Origin of the sequence: Methylobacterium sp. C25 (genome assembly GCF_021352225.1) — a bacterium.
Classification (GTDB): domain Bacteria; phylum Pseudomonadota; class Alphaproteobacteria; order Rhizobiales; family Beijerinckiaceae; genus Methylobacterium.
The window spans coordinates 674,731-697,995 of sequence record NZ_JAAUVI010000002.1 but is presented as its reverse complement, the minus strand read 5'-3'; the positions used below and the strand labels follow the sequence as shown (position 1 = coordinate 697,995).

General features: G+C 66.0%; 26 protein-coding genes. 19 read left to right on the top strand and 7 right to left on the bottom strand.

What is annotated here, in order from left to right:
- Positions 1-6 precede the first annotated feature (6 nt).
- Positions 7-780, top strand: a complete 774-nt coding sequence (gene mtgA / locus HCU64_RS09690; RefSeq protein WP_325169963.1) for a monofunctional biosynthetic peptidoglycan transglycosylase — start codon at positions 7-9, stop codon at positions 778-780.
- A 57-nt stretch (positions 781-837) separates the two neighbouring features.
- Positions 838-1,410 carry a hypothetical protein gene (locus tag HCU64_RS09685; RefSeq protein ID WP_233383611.1) on the top strand — a complete coding sequence of 191 codons (573 nt, stop codon included), beginning with the start codon at positions 838-840 and terminating at the stop codon, positions 1,408-1,410.
- Positions 1,411-1,456: 46 nt separating this feature from the next.
- On the opposite strand, the gene HCU64_RS09680 is transcribed toward HCU64_RS09685, so the two are convergent.
- Positions 1,457-2,701: an argininosuccinate synthase gene (locus HCU64_RS09680; protein WP_233383610.1), complete on the bottom strand. Its 1,245-nt coding sequence runs from the start codon at positions 2,699-2,701 to the stop codon at positions 1,457-1,459.
- A gap of 201 nt (positions 2,702-2,902) precedes the next feature.
- Between HCU64_RS09680 and HCU64_RS09675 the strand changes: the two genes are divergently transcribed.
- From HCU64_RS09675 to HCU64_RS09635, 9 genes are all read left to right on the top strand, one after another.
- On the top strand, positions 2,903-3,529 hold the full coding sequence (locus HCU64_RS09675; protein ID WP_233383609.1) for a 2-hydroxychromene-2-carboxylate isomerase: 627 nt from the start codon (positions 2,903-2,905) through the stop codon (positions 3,527-3,529).
- A gap of 332 nt (positions 3,530-3,861) precedes the next feature.
- A complete protein-coding gene (oxlT, locus tag HCU64_RS09670) occupies positions 3,862-5,151 on the top strand; it encodes an oxalate/formate MFS antiporter (RefSeq protein ID WP_267922234.1) in 1,290 nt (429 codons plus the stop codon).
- 94 nt (positions 5,152-5,245) lie between these two features.
- Positions 5,246-5,440: a hypothetical protein gene (locus HCU64_RS09665; protein ID WP_233383608.1), complete on the top strand. Its 195-nt coding sequence runs from the start codon at positions 5,246-5,248 to the stop codon at positions 5,438-5,440.
- 70 nt (positions 5,441-5,510) lie between these two features.
- Positions 5,511-6,002, top strand: a complete 492-nt coding sequence (rlmH, locus tag HCU64_RS09660) for a 23S rRNA (pseudouridine(1915)-N(3))-methyltransferase RlmH (RefSeq protein WP_233383607.1) — start codon at positions 5,511-5,513, stop codon at positions 6,000-6,002.
- A gap of 25 nt (positions 6,003-6,027) precedes the next feature.
- Complete coding sequence (locus HCU64_RS09655; RefSeq protein ID WP_233383682.1) at positions 6,028-7,380, top strand: murein hydrolase activator EnvC family protein; 1,353 nt, start codon at positions 6,028-6,030, stop codon at positions 7,378-7,380.
- On the top strand, positions 7,380-8,702 hold the full coding sequence (locus HCU64_RS09650; protein ID WP_233383606.1) for a S41 family peptidase: 1,323 nt from the start codon (positions 7,380-7,382) through the stop codon (positions 8,700-8,702). The genes HCU64_RS09655 and HCU64_RS09650 overlap by 1 nt, the downstream gene beginning before the upstream one ends.
- Positions 8,703-8,846: 144 nt before the next feature.
- The gene (locus HCU64_RS09645) at positions 8,847-10,070 is read left to right on the top strand and encodes a divergent polysaccharide deacetylase family protein (RefSeq protein ID WP_233383605.1); all 1,224 of its coding nucleotides are present in this window, start codon (positions 8,847-8,849) and stop codon (positions 10,068-10,070) included.
- A gap of 58 nt (positions 10,071-10,128) precedes the next feature.
- A complete protein-coding gene (locus HCU64_RS09640) occupies positions 10,129-10,674 on the top strand; it encodes an RNA pyrophosphohydrolase (RefSeq protein WP_233383604.1) in 546 nt (181 codons plus the stop codon).
- A 45-nt stretch (positions 10,675-10,719) separates the two neighbouring features.
- Positions 10,720-11,379, top strand: a complete 660-nt coding sequence (locus tag HCU64_RS09635; RefSeq protein WP_233383603.1) for a DUF2939 domain-containing protein — start codon at positions 10,720-10,722, stop codon at positions 11,377-11,379.
- A 14-nt stretch (positions 11,380-11,393) separates the two neighbouring features.
- Here the strand turns inward: HCU64_RS09635 and HCU64_RS09630 are convergent, their stop codons facing one another.
- Positions 11,394-11,744, bottom strand: a complete 351-nt coding sequence (locus tag HCU64_RS09630; RefSeq protein ID WP_233383602.1) for a photosystem reaction center subunit H — start codon at positions 11,742-11,744, stop codon at positions 11,394-11,396.
- A gap of 89 nt (positions 11,745-11,833) precedes the next feature.
- Complete coding sequence (locus HCU64_RS09625) at positions 11,834-12,268, bottom strand: response regulator (protein ID WP_233383601.1); 435 nt, start codon at positions 12,266-12,268, stop codon at positions 11,834-11,836.
- A gap of 177 nt (positions 12,269-12,445) precedes the next feature.
- Here HCU64_RS09625 and HCU64_RS09620 point away from each other — a divergent pair, with 177 nt between their 5' ends.
- The 5 genes from HCU64_RS09620 to HCU64_RS09600 all read left to right on the top strand — a co-directional run bounded on the left by HCU64_RS09620 (position 12,446) and on the right by HCU64_RS09600 (position 16,377).
- Positions 12,446-13,117 carry a YoaK family protein gene (locus tag HCU64_RS09620; protein ID WP_233383600.1) on the top strand — a complete coding sequence of 224 codons (672 nt, stop codon included), beginning with the start codon at positions 12,446-12,448 and terminating at the stop codon, positions 13,115-13,117.
- A 31-nt stretch (positions 13,118-13,148) separates the two neighbouring features.
- Positions 13,149-14,156: a WD40 repeat domain-containing protein gene (locus tag HCU64_RS09615; protein ID WP_233383599.1), complete on the top strand. Its 1,008-nt coding sequence runs from the start codon at positions 13,149-13,151 to the stop codon at positions 14,154-14,156.
- Positions 14,157-14,165: 9 nt separating this feature from the next.
- A complete protein-coding gene (locus HCU64_RS09610; RefSeq protein ID WP_233383598.1) occupies positions 14,166-14,432 on the top strand; it encodes a hypothetical protein in 267 nt (88 codons plus the stop codon).
- 63 nt (positions 14,433-14,495) lie between these two features.
- Entirely contained in the window at positions 14,496-15,026 is a 531-nt protein-coding gene (locus HCU64_RS09605; protein WP_233383597.1) for a DUF2937 family protein, read from the top strand.
- A gap of 127 nt (positions 15,027-15,153) precedes the next feature.
- Complete coding sequence (locus HCU64_RS09600) at positions 15,154-16,377, top strand: peptide ABC transporter permease (protein ID WP_233383596.1); 1,224 nt, start codon at positions 15,154-15,156, stop codon at positions 16,375-16,377.
- 4 nt (positions 16,378-16,381) lie between these two features.
- On the opposite strand, the gene HCU64_RS09595 is transcribed toward HCU64_RS09600, so the two are convergent.
- The 3 genes from HCU64_RS09595 to argB form a co-directional block, all read right to left on the bottom strand.
- A complete protein-coding gene (locus HCU64_RS09595) occupies positions 16,382-16,789 on the bottom strand; it encodes a metallopeptidase family protein (protein WP_233383595.1) in 408 nt (135 codons plus the stop codon).
- Complete coding sequence (locus HCU64_RS09590; RefSeq protein WP_233383594.1) at positions 16,786-17,538, bottom strand: pyrimidine 5'-nucleotidase; 753 nt, start codon at positions 17,536-17,538, stop codon at positions 16,786-16,788. The genes HCU64_RS09595 and HCU64_RS09590 overlap by 4 nt, the downstream gene beginning before the upstream one ends.
- A gap of 191 nt (positions 17,539-17,729) precedes the next feature.
- Positions 17,730-18,626 (bottom strand): acetylglutamate kinase, encoded by an 897-nt coding sequence (argB, locus tag HCU64_RS09585; RefSeq protein ID WP_233383593.1) that lies wholly within the window; start codon positions 18,624-18,626, stop codon positions 17,730-17,732.
- 323 nt (positions 18,627-18,949) lie between these two features.
- Here argB and HCU64_RS09580 point away from each other — a divergent pair, with 323 nt between their 5' ends.
- Together HCU64_RS09580 and HCU64_RS09575 are read left to right on the top strand one after the other, a co-directional pair.
- Positions 18,950-19,159, top strand: a complete 210-nt coding sequence (locus HCU64_RS09580) for a hypothetical protein (RefSeq protein ID WP_233383592.1) — start codon at positions 18,950-18,952, stop codon at positions 19,157-19,159.
- Between the two features lie 184 nt (positions 19,160-19,343).
- Positions 19,344-19,583 carry a hypothetical protein gene (locus HCU64_RS09575; RefSeq protein WP_233383591.1) on the top strand — a complete coding sequence of 80 codons (240 nt, stop codon included), beginning with the start codon at positions 19,344-19,346 and terminating at the stop codon, positions 19,581-19,583.
- Between the two features lie 10 nt (positions 19,584-19,593).
- On the opposite strand, the gene HCU64_RS09570 is transcribed toward HCU64_RS09575, so the two are convergent.
- Complete coding sequence (locus HCU64_RS09570) at positions 19,594-20,370, bottom strand: MOSC domain-containing protein (protein ID WP_233383590.1); 777 nt, start codon at positions 20,368-20,370, stop codon at positions 19,594-19,596.
- Positions 20,371-20,603: 233 nt separating this feature from the next.
- Between HCU64_RS09570 and clpB the strand changes: the two genes are divergently transcribed.
- On the top strand, positions 20,604-23,234 hold the full coding sequence (clpB, locus tag HCU64_RS09565; protein ID WP_233383589.1) for an ATP-dependent chaperone ClpB: 2,631 nt from the start codon (positions 20,604-20,606) through the stop codon (positions 23,232-23,234).
- Positions 23,235-23,265: the final 31 nt, after the last annotated feature.

Sequence of the window (23,265 nt, the reverse complement as noted above, 5' to 3'; positions counted from 1 at the left end):
TCGGGGATGGACGCGAGCGGCGTGCTAAGGGTGGAACGCGAGGAGGAGATCCGCCGGCGGCATCCGCAGGAGCGCAGCCTGCGGCGGATCGAGCCTGCGCGGCGAAGGACGATGGCACGGCGCATCGCCAGCCTGGCCATGCGTCTCGCCCTCGGACTCGTCGCCCTCACGCTTATGCTGACGCTCGTCTATCGCGTGGTGATGCCCGTCTCAACCCCGATGCTGGGGCGATGGTTGACGGGCCAAAGCGTCACCCGAGACGTCGTGCCCCTCGACCGAATTTCACCGGCCCTCGTCCGCGCGGTCTTCACGGCCGAGGACCAGAAGTTCTGCATGCATCACGGCGTCGACTGGAAGTCGCTCACCGACGTCGTCGACGACGAGGCCGGCCCGAGCCGTGGCGCCTCGACCATCACGATGCAGACGGTGAAGAACGTGTTCCTGTGGCGAGGCCGCTCCTACGTCCGCAAGGCCATCGAGATCCCGCTCTCGATGGTCGTCGATGCGATCTGGGGCAAGCGGCGTACGATGGAAATCTATCTCAACGTCGCCGAGTGGGGCGAGGGCATCTTCGGCGCGGAGGCGGCCGCTCGGCACTGGTTCAACAAGAGCGCCCGCGATCTCAAGCCGTCCGAGGCTATCCTGCTCGCGACGACCCTTCCGAATCCGATCGAGCGCAACCCTCGCAAGCCCACCACCGAGATGCGCGCAAAGGCCGGGCGCATCCAGGCCGTCTACGGCGCGATGGACGACTACATCGGCTGCCTCAGCCCGCGATAGCACCCGTCACGTTCATCCTGTACTGGCTCCAGAAAACCCGAAACCGAGCGGAACCGGATGGCCGACGAGAACACCTTTGAGCTGACCCTGGAGCGGATTGCGCTGATCCGCCGGATGGTCGTGGCCTGGAACGGAGAAGGCGCGGGTGCGCCCATCGTCCATCCCGATGCGCCCTATGGCAGCACCGACCGGGACGGCGACATCTTCAACGTGACCGGGGACGATGACGGTGCCGAGGAGGAGCATCGCGCCTTGGGCGATGCGCTGGCGGTCTTCGTGCAGAACGCCGTGCTCAAGCCCGGCCGGTATCAGTACCACAACACCCTGGCGAAGCTCGATTCCGGCGATGTCGGCGACGTTTTCCGCGACGAGGCTACCGGCGAGACGCCGGAGCATGTGACGTTCGACGTCACGGCGGAGCACACGGCTCTGATCCAGCGGATGTCCGTCCTTTGGGACACTGCCCGCAATGTGCCGGCGATCGATCTACACAGCCCGTACGGCTCGGGTGCCGAAACGCCGCCCCAGCATCACGAAATGCAGCCGGCGCTACAGATCTTCCTGCGTTACGGGGATTTGGCGCCCGGGTTCTTCGCGATGTCGCAGGGTCGCTGGCAGCCGGCCGATTGAGGGACCGTTCGGAGCGTCCGATCGATCACGGACGCTCCAGAGAGGATCACCCCTCGCGCTTCTTCCGCTGAGCCAGCGTCCGCAGCCGCAACGCATTCAGCTTGATGAAGCCGGCCGCGTCGCGATGATCGTAGGCCACGGCGCCTTCCTCGAAGGTGACGAGGTCTTGGTCGTAGAGCGAGTGCGGGCTCGTGCGTCCGATGACATGGACGCCGCCCTTGTAGAGCTTGAGCCGGACCTCGCCGGTGACCTTCTCCTGGCTCTTGTCGATCAGCGCCTGCAGCATCTCGCGCTCGGGCGAGAACCAGAAGCCGTTATAGATCAGCTCCGCATATTGCGGCATGATCTGGTCCTTGAGGTGCGCAGCGCCGCGGTCCAGCGTAATCGACTCGATGGCGCGGTGCGCCGGCAGCAGGATGGTACCGCCGGGCGTCTCGTACATGCCGCGGCTCTTCATGCCGACGAAGCGGTTCTCGACGAGGTCGAGCCGGCCGATGCCGTTGTCGTGGCCGAGCTGGTTGAGCTTGGCCAGCAGCGTGGCGGGTGACAGGCGCTCGCCGTCGATCGAGACGGCGTCACCCTTCTCGAAGCCGATGGTGATGACGGTCGGCGTGTCGGGCGCCTCCTCCGGGGAGATCGTGCGCGAATAAACGTAGTCCGGCACTTCCTGCGCCGGGTCTTCCAGCACCTTGCCCTCCGAGGAGGCGTGCAGCAGGTTGGCGTCGACCGAGAACGGGCTCTCGCCGCGCTTGTCCTTGGCGATCGGGATCTGGTGCTGTTCGGCGAAGGCGATGAGCTGCTCGCGGCTCTTCAGGTCCCATTCGCGCCAGGGGGCGATCACGGTCACGTCGGGCTTGAGCGCATAGTAGGCCAGCTCGAACCGGACCTGGTCATTGCCCTTGCCGGTGGCGCCATGACAGACCGCGTCCGCCCCGACCTTCTCGGCGATCTCGATCTGCTTCTTGGCGATCAGCGGCCGCGCGATCGAGGTGCCGAGCAGATAAACGCCCTCGTAGACGGCATTCGCCCGGAACATCGGGAAGACGTAGTCCCGCACGAATTCCTCGCGCAGGTCCTCGATAAAGATGTTTTCCGGCTTGATGCCGAGCAGCTCCGCTTTCTTGCGGGCCGGCTCCAGTTCCTCGCCCTGGCCGAGATCGGCGGTAAAGGTCACGACCTCGCAGCCATAGGTGGTCTGCAGCCACTTCAGGATGATCGAGGTGTCGAGGCCGCCTGAATAGGCGAGTACGACCTTCTTCACGGGGGGCGCAGCGGGGTTGGCGTCGGTCATGGAGCAGACATTCGTATCGGGCGGCCGGGAACCGGCGGCTTAACAGCGGAGTCGCGAGCCGCGCAACCATGCCGGCTGCCCGGCGTTCACCGGCGAGTCTGGCGACCTGTGTCTTCCGCTGGCTGCGACGCAAAACGGCCTTGCAGCGGCCACGCTCTCGCAAGACACTCAAATTGTAGTAGCTCCCCGGAGATTCGACGAATGGCGCGGCGGCCGACCCTCGAATTCTGGTACGAGTTCGCCTCCACCTATTCCTATCTCGCGGTGATGCGGGTCGAAGCGCTGGCCGAGGCGGCCGAGGTCGATCTGCGCTGGCGGCCGTTCCTGCTCGGGCCGATCTTCGCGGCGCAAGGCTGGAACAACTCACCCTTCAACATCTACCCCGTGAAGGGTCGCAACATGTGGCGCGACCTTGATCGGGAGGCCGCGCGGCTTTCGCTGCCGCCGATCACCCGGCCGAATCCATTTCCTCAGAATTCGCTCGTTGCTACCCGCGTAGCGATCTATGGCGCAGACCAGGACTGGCTGGTGCCCTTCACCAAGGCCGCCTTCGAGGCTTCGTTCGCGAAGGGCTGCTCCATCGCGGAGCCCCATGCCGTTTCCTCGATCCTCGACAGACTCGGGCTCGACGGCGCCTCGATCCTCAAAGCGGCTTCATCGGACACCAATAAGGGGCGTCTGAAGCTGGCGGGGGAGGAGGCTCGCTCGCGTGGCATCTACGGTGCGCCGAGCTTCCTGATCGGGGATGGTGAGCTGTTCTGGGGGAACGACCGGCTGGAGCAGGCGCTCGATTGGGCGCAAGGCAACCGGCCCGGTCGGATGCGCTGATCCGCGCTGCGGTTCGATCGGGACCCCGTCGCGTCCCACGATCATCGCTTCGTCGATAATCCCTCGCGCTATCTAAAAATCTGCAATCGTTGTATTCATCGACGTCGTCATGGCTAGTCGATTGATGTTGTCGTGCGATTGATCAGCATACGTTCAGATGAGGTTTTTAATCCATTGATTTAACCTTGCATGTGCAAAATATTGCATTTGCATGCCTCCGAGATATGCAAAATATTGTATATCAGCTGCCGTGAAGGCGGCACGCTGACGAACACATCGGCAGACCCGGGAGCACATGCCGGACGTCAGCACATCGACGAGGGAGGTCAGACATGGAAATTACGGCCACCGCGCCGATCGCGGAGCGCACGAGCGCGAACCGATGGCTGCAACTGGGCTTTGGCGTCGCCTGCATGGTGGCTGCCGCGAACATCCAATACGCCTGGACGCTGTTCGTCCCGGAAATTCAGAAGACCTTCGGCTGGGATCGCGCCGCTATCCAGGTCGCCTTCACGATCTTCGTCATTGTCCAAACCTGGCTGACGCCGATCGAAGGGTACTTCATCGACAAGTACGGCCCGAGCCGCGTCGTGCTGTTCGGCGGCCTGATGACGGGCCTTGCCTGGATCATCAATTCCTATGCGGATTCGCTTTGGGGCTTCTATCTCGGCGCCATCGTCGGAGGCATCGGCGTCGGTTGCGTCTACGCGACCTGCATCAACAACGCCTTGAAGTGGTTCCCGGATAAGCGTGGACTGGCGGTCGGTCTCACGGCGGGCGGCTACGGTGCCGGCTCGGCCCTGACCATCCTGCCGATCGCCAACATGATCGCAGCCGGCAGCTATCAGCAGGCCTTCTTCACCTTCGGCCTGATCCAGGGCGCGGTGATCATGTTCGCGGCCCTGTTCCTGCGCGGACCGGCGAAGGGCGAGGTGACCTTTTCGACCAAGGTGCTGCAGAGCCGGCGTGACTACACGCTACGTGAAGCCCTGAGCCAAAGGGTCTTCTGGGTGATGCTCCTGATGTTCACCTGCACCGTCACGGGTGGCCTGATGGCGGTCGCGCAACTCGGGGTGATCGCACAGGACCTCGGCGTGAAGAATTTCCAGGTGAACCTGTATTTCTTCGCCATGGCGGCCCTGCCGTTCGCCTTGATGCTCGACCGCATCATGAACGGCATCTCTCGCCCGCTCTTCGGCTGGGTCTCCGACCGGATCGGCCGCGAATACACGATGTTCATCGCCTTCTCGCTCGAGGGCATCGGCATCGTGGCGCTCGGCTACTTCGGCTCGAATCCCTGGGCCTTCGTGATCTTGTCCGGCATCGTGTTCCTGGCTTGGGGGGAGGTCTACTCGCTGTTCAGTGCGACGGCGGCGGACACCTTCGGATCGAAGCACATCGGCAAGATCTACGGTGTGCTCTACTGCGCGAAGGGCCTCGCGGCACTCTTCGTGCCGGTCGGCAACATCATCATGCAGGCGACCGGAACCTGGGCGACCGTGCTCTACACCGTCGCAGCGCTTGATCTGCTGGCGGCCTTCCTGGCGGTAGTGGTGCTGCGCCCGATGCTCGTGCGCCACCACGCCTCCAATGGTTCGCCGATGCCGGTGGCATCGCACTGAGAGGCGTCGAACCGGACGCTGACATCCACGGTATCGGCGGCCTGATGGGTCGCCGATATCGATCATTGTAGACCGATCAACGCTGGATCGCTCGATGAACGTCGCTGCCGCATTGGCCCTGCAAAGCATCCCCTTCGCCCTGCTGTTCCTGATTTCGGGAGCGCCCAACCGCGACTTCTTCGCGATCGGCTATGCTGCGGCGCTTGGTCTCACTCTCTCGCTGATCGCTTTCGCGGACGGTCACCCGGCCTTTCCCCACGCTCTGGCGGCGGCTTACGCATCACACTGACGGCTGTCCTTTCTACGCACGATCGTGCAGGTGCTGACCGGATTGGCCCTCGTCGGTAAGTTCCTGTCCCGTGAACATTCAAGCCATTGCCGTGGGCCGGCTGAAACCCGGCATCGAACGCGATCACGCGGCGCGCTACCTCGACAGGAGCCTTGTGCTCGGCCGCGGCCAGGGCCTTCCGGTGCTCGATCTGATCGAGTTGCCCGAGAGCCGTGCCCGTCGGGCGGCTGACCGGCAGGCGGAGGAAGGCGCGGCGATTCTCGCGAAAGTGCCGAACGAGGCGGCGGTCATCACCTTCGACGAACGCGGTCGCTCCGATCTCGCGAGCGAGGCCATCGCGGGACGGATCGGTCGGTGGCGCGATGAAGGCCGATCGATGCTCGCCATGGTGATCGGCGGCCCGGATGGTCTCAACGACTCGGTTCGGTCGCGCGCCGACCTTATTCTCGCCTTCGGAGCAGCGACACTGCCGCACGGTCTGGTGCGCGTGCTTGTCTTCGAGCAGATGTATCGGACCCTAACCATCCTGGCCGGCCATCCGTACCATCGCGGAGAGGCCTGAGGGCTGAATGCCGCTGAACGAGACGATGACGCGACGAGCGCGCAAGATCGCGGGCTTGTGGACTGCCGCTCTTCTCGGGCTGGCGGCACCGTTGCTCGCACAGGAGGTAAAGGATCCCGAGGCGATCCAGCGCACGATCGAGGAAAAAAACCGCCGCGCCGAGAGCCTCAAGCAGATTCAGGATGCGCTCGACGCCAGCGCAGCGAACCGCGGAAGCCTCGAAGCCGAAATATCTTCGATCGGCAACGACAGGGCGAAACTGAACCTCGCGCTGCTTGACGCCGGGCGTCAGGCCCAGGCGACGGAAGACCGGCTGAGCCGGCTGGAAGAGCGCCTGAAGAACCTCAGCAATAGCGAAGGTGCGATCCGCAAGTCGCTCGATGCGCGCCGCAACGTCATCGCTGAGATCCTGGCGGCCCTCCAGCGCATGGGCCGGCGCCCGCCTCCCGCTGTGCTGGTCCGGCCCGAGGACGTGCTGGCCGTGATCCGAACCTCGATGCTGCTCGGCGCCGTGGTGCCCGAGCTGCGCGGCGAGGCCGAGACACTCGCCGCCGATCTGACGGAGCTTGTCCGCGTGCGCGGGCAGATCGCCTCCGATCGCGAAAGCTTGAAGAACGACCTCGCCGGTTGGGCAAAGGAGAAGCAGCGCCTCGACGCCTTGGTTGAGGCGCGCCGCAAACGGATGGCCGAGGTCGAAGGCAATCTTTCCGCGGAACGCCAGCGCACGGCCGAGCTCGGCACGCAGGCGAAATCGCTGAAAGATCTCATCGACAAGATGGAGAGCGAGGTCTCCACGGCGCGGCGCGCAGCCGACGAGGCCAAGGCGGCCCAAGAGCGTGAGGCCAAGGCGACGCAGGAGCGTTTTGCCGCTGCAGGCTTCCGTGATCCGGCTCGGCTCGCCCCGAAGGTGAAGTTCGCCGACCTCCGCGGGGACGTCCCGAAGCCCGTCAGCGGCAATCTGGTGCGCGGTTTCAACCAGCCCGATGGCAATGGCGGCACTATGCGCGGCGTGTCGTTTACCACCCGCCCGAAGGCCAGCGTATCGTCCCCGGCCGACGGATGGGTATCGTTCGCAGGGCCGTTCCGCTCATACGGCCGACTCTTGATCATCAACGCTGGCGACGGCTACTATCTCTTGCTTGCAGGCATGGATCGGATCGACGTCGAGGTCGGTCAGTTCGTGCTCGCGGGTGAGCCGGTCGGAGCCATGGGCGAGGGTGGCACGGGCGGTTCGGCCGTAAATACGTCGCAAACTGCGTCATCGAAGGACGATGATCGGGGCGATCCAGTCCTGTACGTCGAGTTCAGAAAAGACGGCGGCTCCATTGATCCGGAGCCTTGGTGGGCGAAGAGCCCCAGCGAGAAGGTTCGCGGATAATGCGCAAGGTGTCCCTCGTCCTGTTCGGCGCGTTCCTCGGCGCCGGCGTGACCGCGGTTTCGACGCAGACTCACCTGCTTTCGGGCACGAGCGCGGTGGCGGCCTCGGCCGAAACCTACCGCCAGCTCAGCCTGTTCGGTGACGTCTTCGAGAAGGTGCGCACCGACTACGTCGAGAAGCCCGAGGAATCGAAGCTGATCGAGACTGCCGTCAACGGCATGCTGACCTCGCTCGACCCGCATTCGAGCTACATGGACGCCAAGGCGTTCCGCGACATGCAGACCACCACCCGCGGTGAATTCGGCGGTCTCGGCATCGAGGTCACGATGGAGGACGGCCTGATCAAGGTCGTCTCGCCGATCGATGACACCCCGGCCTCCAAGGCGGGCCTGCTCGCCAACGACATCATCACGCAGATTGACGAGGACCAGGTTCAGGGCATGACCCTCAACCAGGCCGTGGACAAGATGCGCGGCCCCGTGAATTCGCCGGTGAAGCTGAAGATCTCGCGCAAGGAGGCCAAGGAGCCGATCGAGGTCACGCTCAACCGTGACATCATCAAGATTCGCCCGGTGCGCTCGAAGGTCGAGGGCAACGACATCGGCTATATCCGCCTGACCCAGTTCAACGAGCAGACGTTCGACGGCCTGAAGACGGCCATCGACAAGCTCAACACCGATATCGGCGCCGACAAGGTCAAGGGCTACGTTCTCGACCTGCGCAACAACCCGGGCGGCTTGCTCGATCAGGCCGTATCGGTGTCCGATGCCTTCCTCGATCGTGGCGAAATCGTCTCGACCCGCGGCCGCAACCCGGACGAAACCCAGCGCTTCTCAGCTAAGCCGGGCGACCTTGCCAAGGGCAAGCCAGTCGTCGTGCTGGTGAATGGCGGCGCGGCCTCGGCTTCCGAGATCGTCGCCGGCGCCCTGCAGGATCACAAGCGCGCGACCATCATGGGCACGCGCTCCTTCGGCAAGGGTTCGGTGCAGTCGATCATCCCGCTCGGTGGCCAAGGCGCTCTGCGCCTGACCACGGCGCGCTACTACACGCCGTCGGGTCGCTCCATCCAAGCCAAGGGAATCGAGCCGGATCAGGAGATCCTGCAGGACGTCCCGGAGGACCTGAAGGGCAAGGACGAGACCAAGGGCGAGGCCGGCCTGAAGGGCCACCTCAAGCAGAAGGACGTCGAAGAGCGCGGCGGTTCCTCGGCTTACATTCCGCCGGACCCGGCCAAGGACAAGCAGCTCATCGCCGCCGTCGACTTCCTGCACGGCATCCAAAAGGGCGCCGCCAACATCGCCAAGTCGCCGACGCAGAACTGAGCCTTAGGCGCAGTCTTTCGCGGCTTTCGTGCTGCGGATTAGCGATGCGTTAACCATGACGGCCCGCAATGTCGGTCGAGACCGATGCTGCGGGCCGTCTTGCGTTTACGCTGTCCCGCTACTGCGCTTGGGCCTGGAACAGCGGTGAGCGAGCCTTCCGACGATATCCTCACCCGTCCCCTCGGCGTCGACGCGCCGAAGCCGAGCCGTCTCGCGCTGCTGAAGCCCTACATGCGCTACGTGGCGCCAGCCCTCGGCGGAGCCGCCGCAATCGGTGTCGGCCTGCTCGCCTGGGCAGGCGATCCACACGGCGGTGAGCCCCGCGCAACCGCGACCATCGTGGTTCGCGAGGCCCCCGCCGCGCAGAATCCTGCTGCCGTTGCATCGGTTGAGGCGCAGCCTGAGAAGGCGGCTTCATCCTCCTCTCACAGCTCCGCGCAGGAGGTCGAAAAGGTCTCCGGCGTAACGGTGACCCGTCCGGCCGGCACCTCCGCGCCGGAAGAGGCTGTCATCATCCGCGTGCCGACGCCTGATTCGACCCACCTCGCTTCGGCTCCCGATCCGCGCCTGACCGAGCGCGGCCGGCACGGCACGATGCCGAAGATCGGCGAGGGGCGCCTACGGGCCTTGGACGTCTATGCGCGCCCCGACAACGGATCGGGTTCGGCCCGCATCGCGGTCCTGGTCTCAGGGATCGGCATCGGTCAGGCGGCCACCGCCTCGGCCATCGCGCGCCTCCCGCCCGCAATCAGCCTCGCCCTCTCGCCTTACGCCTCGGACCTCGAAAAGACGGCTGCGCGCGCCCGCGAGGCCGGCCACGAGCTGCTGCTCCAGACGCCGATGGAGCCGTTCGACTATCCCGACAGCGATCCCGGTCCACAGACGCTTCTGGCGTCATCGCGCCCGGCCGAGAACCTCGACCGTCTCGCCTGGGCGATGAGCCGCTTCTCCGGTTTTGTCGGCCTCGTAAACTTCATGGGCGGTAAGCTCATGAGCGATTCCAACGCCATGGAACCCGTCATGAAGGAGGTTGGAGCGCGCGGTCTCGGCTTCATCGACGACGGTGCCGTTCAAGGCTCGAAGGCGGCCGAGAGCGCGGGAAAGTTCAAGACCCCCAATGCCCGCGCCGAGATCGTGATCGATGCTGTCGCACGGCCGGATGCGATCGATCGGGAATTGGCGCACCTCGAAGCGCAGGCGAAGAAGAATGGTTTCGCCCTCGGATCAGCGAGCGCTCAGCAACTCTCGATCGATCGCATCGCCCGCTGGGCGCGTGACCTCGAGAGCCGTGGGATCCGGCTCGTACCGGTCAGCACGGCTCTGCGCGGCGGCCGGCCGACAACCAAGCTCTCATCGGCCGATCGTTGACTGAGGCGGCTACCGGTCATTGCGATCGGATCACGGCCCAGCCTATGGTCGTGAGGTGATGAGCGTTTCTCCGCCCGAGCCCCAGGATCGACACGACACCGCCTACCGACCCTGCGTCGGGATCGCGTTGTTCAACCGCAATGGATTGGTCTTTCTGGGGCGGCGGCGCGGCATCGGCGATCCCGTTGCGCAATCCCATGCTTGGCAGATGCCGCAGGGCGGGATCGACGAGGGCGAGGCAGCGGAAGATGCGGCTTTGCGCGAGCTTTACGAAGAGACCAATGTCTCCCCCGGCTCGGTCACACTGCTTGGACAGACCGAAGGCTGGCTGACCTACGATCTGCCGCCCGAGTTGCTCAAGCAATCCTGGAAGGGCCGCTATCGTGGGCAGGCCCAGAAATGGTTCGCCTTCGGCTTCACCGGGCCGGACGACGAAATCGACATCGACCATCCGGCCGGCGGCGCCCACAAGCCTGAATTCGACGCCTGGCGCTGGGAGCGGCTGGCGGCGACGGCGGGTCTGATCATCCCCTTCAAACGGTCCGTCTACGAGACCGTGGTGGCAGCCTTCACCCGCCATGAGGCGTGGCGGGTGGACGCGTGATGGCACGGTCCAACCGCTCGTCTGTTACCTGACGCGGGCTGCTGCATGCGTTGGTGGCTCATCCCGATCGTGGCGGCGCTCAGCTGGTTCGCGTTCACGCTGACTCCGCTTTGGGCGCTGTACGATCTCGCTCATGCGGTTCAGTCGGACGACGCCGCCTATGTCGAGAAGCACGTCAATTTCCGCGCGCTGCGCCTTTCGCTGACGCGCCAGCTCACGACCGCGATTAAGATCGGCAGCGCCGATCTGGAGCCGCGTGATCGCCAGAGGATCAACGATATCGCCGGGGCGTTGGCGCTCCCGCTCGCCGAGACGCTGGTTACGCCGCAGACCACGATCGATCTGCTGAACGACGGATGGCCTCAGAGCCTCGACCTGCCGAACCCACCGCAGCTCTTCGTGTCCAATGGGCTGAGGGCCGACCGGATCAGCCGGCTCGCCGCCTTCTACACCGTCTCGGAGATGCGGGGCTTCCGCACGGTGGTCGTCGCCGTGCCGCCGAATCGCAAAGGACCCCAGCAATTCAAGCTGCGGCTCCGCCTGCACAACTGGTCGTGGCGCCTGATCGACGTCGAGCTATCGGAAACACTTCGCAGTCGGATCGCCGAGAAGGTCGCCCGCCTCGCCGCCAAACGCGGGGGAGAGCAGGGTTCCGACACGCCAGCCGCCGAGGATCCGCCACTGAGGCCGGGCACTGGGCCCTGAAGGCGCGAGGTTCCTTACTTCGGCTTCGCTTGAGCCTTCGGCTCGCGCTCTTGCTCGATCTCCTCGGCCTTCTCCTCGTCGGTGTCGCCACCGCGCTCGATCGTCTTGATCGGCTGTGCCGTCAGCTGCCGGACGATGGCGACGAGGCGCTCGCATTCCGGCTCGAACTTGAAGGCGTCGAGGACGATCGCCGCGTCGCGCAGCGTGCGCAGGTCGCGCACCGTCTGCTCATTGGCCGGATCCTGCAGCTCCTTCTTGTCCACGATCTCCTGTTCGAGCTTCAGCCCCTTCACGTCGCAGGCCGCGGAGGCCGCACAGGCGCTCGCCAGCAGGATCACGAGGGCCGTCGGCAGGGCAGGGCGCATGGGAAGCGGTCCTTCGATCATCACGGGCACTGGAGGGCGCATGCGCGCGCTGGGCAAACTGCCGAGCTGTCGCGTGGTTGCACGGCCCTTCAAACGTGAAGTGGGCTCGCGGCGCGACGGAGGATGTCGTTGGTGAGCGCGACGATGTCGCTCGGAAGGTAGGGCTTCGGCACGAAGACGGAGTCGCAAACCGCTTCGTTCTCCGACAGGCCGCCGCAGCCACCAGAGGTGTAGACCACCGGAAGGTCCGGGCGCCGGCAGCGGGCGCGGTGCGCAAGCGCCAAGCCGTTGGTGTTGCGGGCCAAGTCGATATCGGTGAAGAGCAGGTCGACCCGCTCCTGCGCGAGGATCTCCTCTGCCTCGAGCGCATCCGCGGCGGTCAGCACGCGGTAGCCCTCGTCGTGCAGGGCCTCGGCGGTCAGCTCGCAGACCATGAACTCATCCTCGACCACGAGAACGACGCGATCGGCCATGCCGTCGAGGCGGAAGGCGGGGACGGCGGGAACACAGGCGAAGGGCAGCATGAGGGAACTCCAACTCACCCGAAACCCTGCAACGGCAAAGCTTTCGGATCGCCGGACCAACGGCTCCGCTAAGGCCGTCGTTCACCGTGATTCCCTCGATTTGCGCCGAACTGGTAACCGAATCGTTAACCTTTCGGCCCCTCGCGTTAATAAGTGCTTTCCGGGAGAGCCCAGGCGGTGAGCCGACCGATCCTGATCGCCTTCGGGCTCATGCTCACGGCGCTTGCCGGCTTCATCGACGCCATCGGCTTCATCCGGCTCGGCGGCCTCTACACCTCGCTGATGAGCGGCAACACGACCCAGCTCGCCGTCGCCATCGGGCACGGCGAGGGGCAGCATGCGCTTCTGCCCTTCCTGCTGATCCTGGCCTTCCTCGTCGGGGCGGTGATGGGGGGTGCCATCGCGGCGCTGGCGCCGGAGCGCTGGGCGACGCCGGCCATCCTCGCCTTCGAGACCATCGCCGTGGCCTCGGCCTTCCTGAGCGCGCACGAGCAATTGCGACTCGGCACGGCCGCCCTGTTTCTGTCGCTTGCGATGGGCACGCAGAATGCGGTGCTCGCCCATATCCAGGGCTTTCGCGCGGGCACGACCTTCGTCACCGGCGCGCTGTTCTCGTTCGGCCAGAAAGTCGCCCTGGCTCTGGCTGGCCGCGGCGCGCGTTTCGGCTGGGCTGGCGACGGGCTCGTCTGGTTGGCGCTGATGGTGGGCGCCATCGCTGGCACGGTCTGCCACACCCACTACGACATCGATGCGCTCGCGTTTCCGGCTGTGATCATGGCGGCGCTCGCAGCCTGGGCGGCGACCGCTGCGCTCGTTACCGGCAAAGCGATCGTGAAGCCTTCCTCTTGACCTCGCTCCCGTCTCGATTAGGCCCGCCCGGATGAGCTCCAGTGTTCCCTCCCTGACCGATCACGTCGCGCCGCTCGCCACTGGTGCGCACGTCACTCTCGCGCATTGGCTCAAGGACACGCTGGCCCTGGCGCTGGCTGAGGGCGGCGTCGTGCTGGTCCATGGCGACGAGCGGCAAGTGGTGACCCCACACGGCGACGGCGGCATTCTGGTCGCGACTGGCGATGCGCGCCGTCTCGTCACCGGAGGCGACGACGGCCGGGTGATGGCAGTCGGCGCAGATGGCTCCGCCAGTGAGATCGCTGTCGCCAAGGGAGGCGCCTGGATCGACGCCCTGGCGCTGCACCCCGATGGTGGAGTCGCTTACTCGGTCGGCCGCAACGTCACGGCGCGCGATGCCAAGGGCCGCGAGAGGACGTTCAGCGCCCCCTCCAGTGCCCGCGGGCTCGCCTTCGCGCCGAAGGGCTATCGCTTGGCCGTCGCGCACTACAATGGCGTCAGCCTCTGGTATCCGAATCTCGAGACACCTGCGGAGTTCGTCGAGTGGAAGGGCTCGCATCTCGATGTGACCTGGTCGGCCGACGGCCGTTTCGTCATCTCGACGATGCAGGAGAATGCTCTGCATGGCTGGCGCCTTCAGCCCGACCGCGGCCATATGCGGATGTCGGGATATCCGGCCAAAGTGCGCTCCACCGCCTGGTCGCATGACGGCGACTGGCTGGCGACGAGCGGTGCGGAAGCTGCCATCGTCTGGCCGTTCGACAGCAAGGAAGGCCCGACCGGAAAGGCGCCTCGCGAATGCGGCGTACGGCCCGCCCGAGTCTCGCGCGTCGCCTTCCACCCCAAGGCGCTGGTCCTCGCCATCGGCTACGAGGACGGCTGCATCCTGCTCGTGCGCTTTACCGATGCAGCCGAATTGCTGGTGCGGCCGGCCGTCAAGGACAGCGGTATCTCGGCACTCGCCTGGGATGGCTCCGGCGGCCGCCTCGCCTTCGGCTGCGCCGATGGGCAGGCCGGCATCCTGACCCTCCCGCGCTGAGGGGTTTTCGTGGCGCTGTTCGGCTTTGGCAGACCGCGCCCCGGCGAAGCCGAGCGACGCAGGATCGAGGGGTGGGCGCGCCAAGCCGGAGGCTACGGCGAGGCCGTCGTCGTAAAGGTCAACGAGATCGTCTGCGCCGATCCGGCCTGTCCAGGCTTCGAGACCGTGATCCTGGTGATGGCGCCGGGCGTGCGCAGCGTGGCCGGCAAGATCGCCAAGCCACTCTCCGACGTGACCCACGAGGACGTGATCGCCACGATCCCTGCATCTTCGTGATCGGGACGGTTGGAACAGGCATGCCGGTCATGCTTTTGTCCTCGGGCAATCGAGGAGACAATCGTGTTTCGGGTCATCCGCACATTCGGCCTCGCACTCGGCTTGATCGGCGCTGCCATCGCGGCTCAAGCGCCTGAATTCGCTCAGCAATACGCACAGCGACTCGGGGGCGCGATAGAGGAATTGCGCCGCCAGATCGCGACTCTGGATGCGGATGCGCAGGCCACCGGTAACACCCGCGAGAGCGCCATCGAGAACCTGCGCAAGAATGCGGATGCACTCGTCGCACGCCGGGGCGACGCAGTGCGCGGCGATGTCGAGCGTTTCAAGGCTCTGGACGCGCAGAAGCAGGCGATCGACGCCGCGTCCTCCCCGCTCGGCAAGACGGTCGCGGTGGCCCGCAATCCCGATATGGCCGTCGCCAGTGCGGCTTATCGCGACTATCAGCCGGCCGTGCCAACCACGACGGACGGCCTGGTCGCCGGCTTCGTCGGCTTCCTTGTCGCCTGGGGCGGCTGGCGGATCATCGCGGATCTCGGGCGCAGCATGGGTCGCCGTGGCCGCCGTCCGGCCCCCGCAACGCGCGCGGTTTGAACGCTCACAAACGCTTGTCCGTCGGGGCACAGGTGTTGCAGGAGCCCTACAGCGTTGAAGCGTCGAGTTATCTAGGAGAAACATGACCGTGCCAGCATCCGCTGGCTGCGCCGGACTTGGTCTGAATATGGCGCGTGCGCCCACCTCCACTGATCCGGCCCTCGACGCAGCAGCCTTGCTGCGGCGCATCGGCTTCTTCACGCTGTTCGTGATCGTGCCGGTCGCGGCCCAGGTCTCGCGCCGTGCAACGGTGGTGCTCGCTCCGATCACCATCGTCCTGCTGATCATCGCCAGCGCTATCGACCGCAAGAACCGGCCGCCAGGCACAAGCGTCAAGCGCCTGGTGCGCTCACCTGCCTTCGCCGCCGCCATGCTGATGGTGTTCTGGTCAGCATTGTCGCTGGCCTGGACACCCTTTCCGGGTCCCGCCACCGAACGCCTCGCCAATCTCATCGCGACGCTAGGGCTGACGCTCGCTGGCTATCTCGCGCTGCCTGACCGGATGCGTTCGGCCAACCTCTATCTGCTGCCGCTCGGCGTCGGAGCGGCGGCAATCGTCGCGATCCTGATCGGGCTGTTCGGCGACGCGATGATGCGCGACGCCGGCGATGCCGACGGCGCGCTGGAACGCGGCGCCATCTTGCTCGCGATCCTGTGCTGGCCGGCCGTGGCGTGGCTGCGCTCTCGCCGCCGCGACACCGGAGCCCTGGCGACCGCCCTGCTCGTGGCTGGCGCGCTGCTGCTTGCACCCGGCCTGACGCCGCTCCTTGCGCTAGGCGTTGGCGCGCTGGCCTTCGCCCTGACGACCTATCGACAAAGCCTCGGCGTCCGGGTCACCGCGCTCGCGGTGGCACTGCTCCTGGCGCTCGCGCCGCTGTTGCCGTTCCTGCTCCGGCCAATCGTCTCGCTTATCGTCGGCTCGACCGCCCCGAGCTCGATCTCGCTCAAGATCTGGCAGAAGTTGGTGACCTCCGAGCCACTGCGGCTGATCACCGGCCACGGCTTCGAGACGGCCCTGCGCGGCCGCTTCGTGAACCTTTTGCCGATGAATGCGCCGACCACGATGCTCTTCGAGCTCTGGTTCGAACTCGGCATCGTCGGCGCCTTCGCAGCGGCCTTCGCTCTCTATGCTGCGATTCGCAGGACCGGCCGCGATACCTCGCTGTTGGTACCCGGCGCCATTGCCGCCTTCGCCACGGCCTTCACGATCGGCTGCGTCGGCGTCGGCCTCACGGCGATCTGGTGGCTGACCTCGCTCGCCATTGCGATCCTCGCCTTCGTGGCAATCGAGCAGGGGCAATTCCGGGCAAGCCGCCCGAAGGCGAGTTTGCTGCCGAAGCTCCCTGGCTGAATTTTCAGCGGTCCGCCTGCGCCTCGATCCGATCCATGTCCCCGTCGGACAGGCCGAAATGGTGGCCGATCTCGTGGATCAGGACGTGGGTGACGAGGTGGCCGAGCGTCTCGTCATGTTCGGCCCAGTAATCGAGAAGCGGCCGGCGGTAGAGCCACACGGCGTTGGGCATCTGGCCCGTCGTGGGCTCGCCAGATTGCGCGAGGCCCACGCCGCGAAACAGGCCGAGCAGGTCGAACTCGCTCTCGCAGTTCATTTCGTCGAGCGTTGCGTCGTCGGGGAAATCATCGACATGGATGCGCACGCCCGCGCAAAGGCGACGGAAGGCGAAGGGCAGACCCGCGAAGGCCTCCTCCGCGATGGCCTCGATCTCGGCGAGGCTCGGCGCGCGTTCGTGGGAGCGGTCGCTCATCCGGCTTCCGTCGCGGTTTGCGGCAAGACGCAGGTCTGGAGAAAGCCCGCGAGATCGCTGGTGATGTGGTCGATATGCGGTTCCTGCACCGCTTCCTGTTCGAAGCGCTCGCGGAACGGATCGGGGATGGGCGGCACGACAAGCACCGTCGCCATGCCGAGATCATGCGGCACGATCAGGTTGCGGGCGATGTCCTCGAACAGGGCCGAGCGCTCCGGATCGACGCCGTGACGGTCGAGAAATCGCTCATACGTCACGCGCTCCGGCTTCGGCACGAAGTCGGCGGCGGCGATGTCGAACACGTCCTCGAAATGATCGAGGATGCCGAGCTTGTCCGCCACGCGTTCAGCATGGCGGCGCGAGCCGTTTGTGAGGATCAGCTTGCGGCCGGGCAGCCGCTCGATGGCCGCGCCGAGGGCCTCGTCGAGCTTGATGGTCGAGTGATCGATGTCGTGCGCGAAGTCGAGGAAGTCGTGCGGGTCGACGCCGTCCTCGACCATCAGCGCCTTCAGCGTCGTGCCGTAGTGGTGGTAGAAATACTTCTGCAGCGCCCGCGCCGAGATCCCATCGAGGCCGTATAGGCCCATGACGTAGAGCGTGATGCGCTCGTCCACCTGCGGCCAGACCCGGGCGTCGCTCGGATAGAGCGTGTTGTCGAGGTCGAACACCCAGGTATCGACTTGGCCGAAGCCGCGGCTGTCCGAGGTGCTGAAGGCAGTGGGGTCGCGAGGAGAAATATGGCCTGTCATGCGGCTTCGTAGTGGCGAGCGGCCCGACGGCGTCGCGGTGGACATATAGAGGAGGCCAGCGGGGAAGGGAAACGCAGGAGAGCGCTGCGGCCCGTGCCGATCCGGGTCAGCCGCGCTCTCTGCCCCTCAGCGCGTCGCCATCCGTGGCGTCCCATAGGCAGGCCACGGATGGTTTCGTCGGGATGCGCCGGTTATCCTCGGCGGATCAGAGTGCCGGCACCGTAATCGGTGAACAGCTCCAGGAGTGCTGCGTGCGGCACCTTCCCGTCGAGGATGACCACGGCCTCGACACCCTGCTCCAGCGCGTAGATGCAGGTTTCGACCTTCGGGATCATGCCTGCTGTGATGGTCCCGTCGGCGATGAGCCGGCGGCAATCCTCGACGGAAAGCTCCGGGATCAGGTTCTTGTCCTTGTCGAGCACGCCGGGCACGTCGGTGAGCAGGAGAAGGCGCTTGGCCCGCAGAGCTCCGGCGATGGCGCCGGCGAAGGTATCGGCATTGACGTTGTAGGTCTTGCCATCCGGACCGTAGGCGACCGGGGCGAGAACCGGGATCAACTCGGCCTTGAGCACCGCGTCGAGCACGCCGCGCTCGACATGATCCGGCTCACCGACGAGGCCGAGATCGAGCTCGGTCTCGGCATGCGTCTCGGGGTCCTTCATGGTGCGCAGCGCGCGCTTGGCGCGCACCATGTTGCCGTCCTTGCCGCACAGGCCGATCGCGCGGCCGCCCTCGGCCGAGATCCAGCCGACGATCTGCTTGTTGATCGAGCCGGCCAAAACCATCTCAACCACCTCGACGGTGGCCTCGTCGGTGACGCGCAGGCCGCCCTTGAACTCGGATTCGATGCCGAGCCGGTTCAGCATCTTCCCGATCTGCGGGCCGCCGCCGTGCACGACGATCGGCTTGAGGCCGGACTGCTCCAGGAGCACGATGTCCTCGGCGAAGTCCTCGGCGGCGGCCGGGTCGCCCATGGCGTGGCCGCCATACTTGATGACCACGATCTCCTGATCGTAGCGCTGCATGTGGGGCAGCGCCTGGGTCAGGATTTCGGCGCGCACATGCACGTTCGGCAGCGGATCGGTCATCGCGGTCCTGTGGCTCCGTAGCTGAGGGCTCTCGCGGGCGGGCTTCTATCGCAGGCGCGGAGGCATGCGAAGCGTCGTCTTGCGAGAAAGCTGCGAGGCCCAAGCAAAGCGCCCCTCCAGACCGGCCCATCGTTGCATCGACATCGCCCTCTGAGACGACGGGACTGTGTCGGTGTTCGCGAAGACTGCGGTTCGCGGGCGATGCGATCATCGGTCGAAAGCTTCGCACCACTGCTATCCGGCGAGGCGGGCCAAGCGGACCCCATTTAACGACCGATTAACCATGCCTGAGGATAGTGTTCCTGTCGTCTAGGAATGCGAAAATGCTCGACACCGACCTGTTCACGCCGCGTCCCACGCTCACCAGCCCGAACCTGCTCGCCCGCGCACTTCATGCGTTCGGCAAGGACGCACCGTCCCAGGAGGATGTCTGGCATCGGCTGACGCAGAGCTTCACGGTCGATCTCGACGCCGTGGCGGCCCTGCTGCCCCCGCGCGAGCCAGAGCCCGCCTGGCTTGAGGCGCGCGGCTGATCACAGTGTGGCATTCCGCCCACGCAGCACACCTCACTACAAGTAGCAGGGCAAATCTGGCACGCTCGCTGCTTACATTGCCCGTAAGACCATAAGAGGGGAACGCCCAGGCAACGACCACGCGGTGGCTCACACGCCGGAGCAACTCCGCGGACCTTTTCGCAACACGAAAATGGGGTCCGTCATGCCTGAACTTCTCGCCGTCGCCCTCGTCTGCGCGACCACGCTCTCCTCTGCAGAGTGCTCTCGCGACACCGCCCTCGACGTCATCATCTCGCCGGTCCACTCGGCCATGGAGTGCATGATGCACGCCCAGGCCTCCGCCGCCGCGGCCGGCCTTCCTGGCGGCGACGGGCGCTACCTCAAGATCTCCTGCGAGCGTCGCACCAAGCTGGCCTCCGTCATCGAGCCAGCGGACCATTGATCGCGGGTGCTCAGCTGAGCATCAGCGCGTCGCCCTCACGCAGCGCGCCGCCGGCAATCACCTCGGCATAGACGCCGCAATCGGCGTGGCCGAGGTGCTCGCTGAGTGCGCGCGGGATCTGGAGATCGCGAAAGCCGGTCTGCGGATCGACGTTGGTCGCCGCGCATCGCACCGTGCGCGACGTGACCTTCAGGCGCGCGCCGCCCGGAGCCTCTACGATCCGGCCGACGAGGTCGAGCTCGGCCCAGGGCTCGAGCCCTTCCAGGAACACGTTGCCGCGAAAGCGCAGCGGGTCCACGGCTGTACCGACGAAGTCCTCGACGGCGCGGACGCTGGCGAGATTGATCAGCGATACGAACCCGGTCCGGGAATCGGTGAAGCGGTATCCAGGCGGCGCCTCCAGCACCCTCGGCTCACCGCGCAACTCATGCGGCAGATAGGCCTTCATGAATCCGGCGAGCGCGTCGCGCCCCTGAGAGCTCCGGAGATCATAGGACGTCGTTGGCCGGTCCTCTTGGGTGATGCTGAGCTCTCCCGTGGCCCCGTCATACCGGGTGCGCAGCCGGGCCAGTGCCTCGTTGCGCATCAGCATCAGGTAAACCATCTTTGGCAGGTGGCGAGGCGCGACCTCGTTGAAGCCCGACGGACCGTTCTCGATTGCGTAGAGCCGATCGCCCGGGAAGTAGCCGCTGGTCTCCAGGCTGGCTTCCATAACCCGTTCTGGTGAAAGGCCTTTCACGGGGTATCGGTAGAGATGCGCGATGCGGATCGGCGGCTCGGTCGTCATTCGTATCGGCTAGCCCCGGTGCGAGCGCCACGCAAGCACTCTTGGGTGCGGGGCAGTCACGCCGATGGTTGACATCTCGCCCCTTGTGTCGCGAATTTGCAACACCAAATCAGTGAGGCTGGCGGCTCTGGGAGCGCCGGTATCCCGGCGGGGCAGACCTCGCGGGAATTCGCATCGAGCGTGCCGCGCCGTTTGACCGGGCCGTGCGTTCGATCGGGAAAGGGCATCGACGCATGAACTTCGAAAAATACACGGAACGCGCGCGTGGCTTCGTCCAGTCCGCGCAGTCCCTCGCAGCGCGCGAGGGCAACCCCCAACTCGCACCGGGCCATCTGCTCAAGGTACTCCTCGACGACCCCGAAGGCCTTTGCGCCGGTCTGATCGACCGCGCCGGCGGCCAGTCGCGGGTCGCTTTGGCGCAGGTCGAGCAGTGGCTCGCCAAGCAGCCGAAGGTTTCCGGCAATTCCGCGCAGCCGCAGGCGACGCGCGATCTCGTGCGCCTGTTCGACACCGCCGAGAAGGCGGCCGAGAAGGCTGGCGACAGCTACGTCACGGTGGAAAGGCTGCTGCTCGCCTTCGCCGTCGAGAAGGATACCGAGGCCGGCAAGATCCTCGCTGCGGCCGGTGTCACCGCGGCCTCGCTGAACGCCGCGATCAACGCGCTGCGCAAGGGCCGCACGGCCGACAACGCCTCGGCCGAGAACGCCTATGACGCGCTCAAGAAATACGCCCGCGACCTCACCGAGGCGGCCCGCGAGGGCAAGCTCGATCCGGTGATCGGCCGCGACGAGGAGATCCGGCGCACCATTCAGGTGCTATCCCGGCGCACCAAGAACAATCCCGTCCTCATCGGCGAGCCCGGCGTCGGCAAGACCGCCATCGTCGAGGGCCTCGCTCTGCGTATCGTCAACGGCGACGTGCCGGAGAGCCTCAAGGAGAAGAGCCTGCTTTCGCTCGACCTGGGCGCATTGATCGCCGGAGCGAAGTATCGCGGCGAGTTCGAGGAGCGCCTGAAGGGCGTGCTCTCCGAGGTGCAGGCGGCGGCTGGCCAGATCATCCTGTTCATCGACGAGATGCACACGCTGGTTGGCGCCGGGAAGGCGGACGGGGCAATGGACGCCTCGAACCTGCTGAAGCCTGCGCTCGCCCGGGGCGAGCTGCACTGCGTCGGCGCGACCACGCTCGACGAGTACCGCAAGCACGTCGAGAAAGACGCGGCGCTCGCCCGGCGCTTTCAGCCGGTCTTCGTGTCCGAGCCGACCGTCGAGGACACGGTTTCGATCCTGCGCGGCATCAAGGAGAAGTACGAGCAGCACCACGGCGTCCGTATCCAGGATTCCGCCCTGGTTGCCGCCGCGACGCTCTCGAACCGCTACATCACCGACCGCTTCCTTCCTGACAAGGCGATCGACCTCGTCGACGAGGCCGGCTCGCGCCTGCGCATGCAGGTGGATTCGAAGCCCGAAGAGCTCGACAACGTCGACCGCGAGATCGTGCGCCTGAAGATTGAGGGTGAGGCCCTCAAGAAGGAGAACGACACGGCTTCCCGCGACCGCCTCCAGCGGCTCGAGAAGGAGCTCGGCGATCTTGAGGAGCAATCCGCCCTCATCACGGCCCGCTGGAAGGCGGAGAAGGACAAGCTCGGCGCGGCGGCCGACCTCAAGCGCAAGCTCGACGAGGCGCGCACCGAACTCGCCAACGCGCAGCGCCAGGGCCAGTACCAGCGCGCGGGCGAGCTCGCCTATGGCGTGATCCCGGGGATCGAGAAGCAGCTCGCCGAGATCGAAGCGGCTGCCGAGAGCGCCATCGCGCGCGACGGCATGGTCGAAGAGGCGGTGACGCCACAGCACATCGCGGGCGTCGTCTCGCGCTGGACCGGCGTGCCCGTCGACAAGATGCTCGAAGGCGAGCGTGAGAAACTGCTCGCCATGGAGCAGGCGCTCGGCAAGCGCGTCGTCGGCCAGCGGGAGGCGGTGGATGCCGTCTCGACGGCCGTGCGCCGTGCCCGCGCCGGGCTGCAGGACCCGAACCGGCCGATCGGCTCGTTCATGTTCCTCGGGCCCACAGGCGTCGGCAAGACCGAGCTGACCAAGGCGCTCGCCGGCTTCCTCTTCGAGGACGACACCGCGCTCGTGCGCATCGATATGTCCGAATACATGGAGAAGCACGCGGTCGCCCGGCTGATCGGCGCCCCTCCCGGCTATGTCGGCTACGAGGAGGGCGGGGCGCTGACCGAAGCCGTGCGGCGCCGTCCCTACCAGGTCGTGCTGTTCGACGAGGTCGAAAAGGCGCATCCGGACGTGTTCAACATCCTGCTGCAGGTGCTCGATGACGGGCGCCTGACGGATGGACAGGGACGCACGGTCGACTTCCGCAACACCCTGCTGATCATGACCTCGAATCTCGGCTCCGAGTATCTGGTCAACCAGCCGGCCGGCCAGGACACGGACGCGGTCCGCGAGGAGGTGATGGGCGTCGTGCGCGGACACTTCCGTCCGGAATTCCTGAACCGGATAGACGAGATCATCCTGTTCCACCGCCTCGCGCGGTCGGAGATGGGCGCGATCGTCGATATCCAGCTCAGCCGCCTGCAGAAGCTCCTCGACGAGCGCAAGATTACGCTCGACGTGGACGCCGAGGCTCGCAACTGGCTCGCCGACAAGGGCTACGACCCGGCCTACGGGGCGCGGCCGCTCAAGCGGGTGATCCAGAAGAACGTCCAGGATCCGATGGCCGAGCAATTGCTCGCCGGGCAGATCCATGACGGCGAGGAGGTGCCGGTCCGGCTCGGCTCGCTGGGGCTGATGATCGGCGACATCACCGTGGGTGCCGACAAGCGCCCCGCAGGCGCGACGTTGAACTGACGCCGCATTGAGGAAGGGACGGGGCGACCGG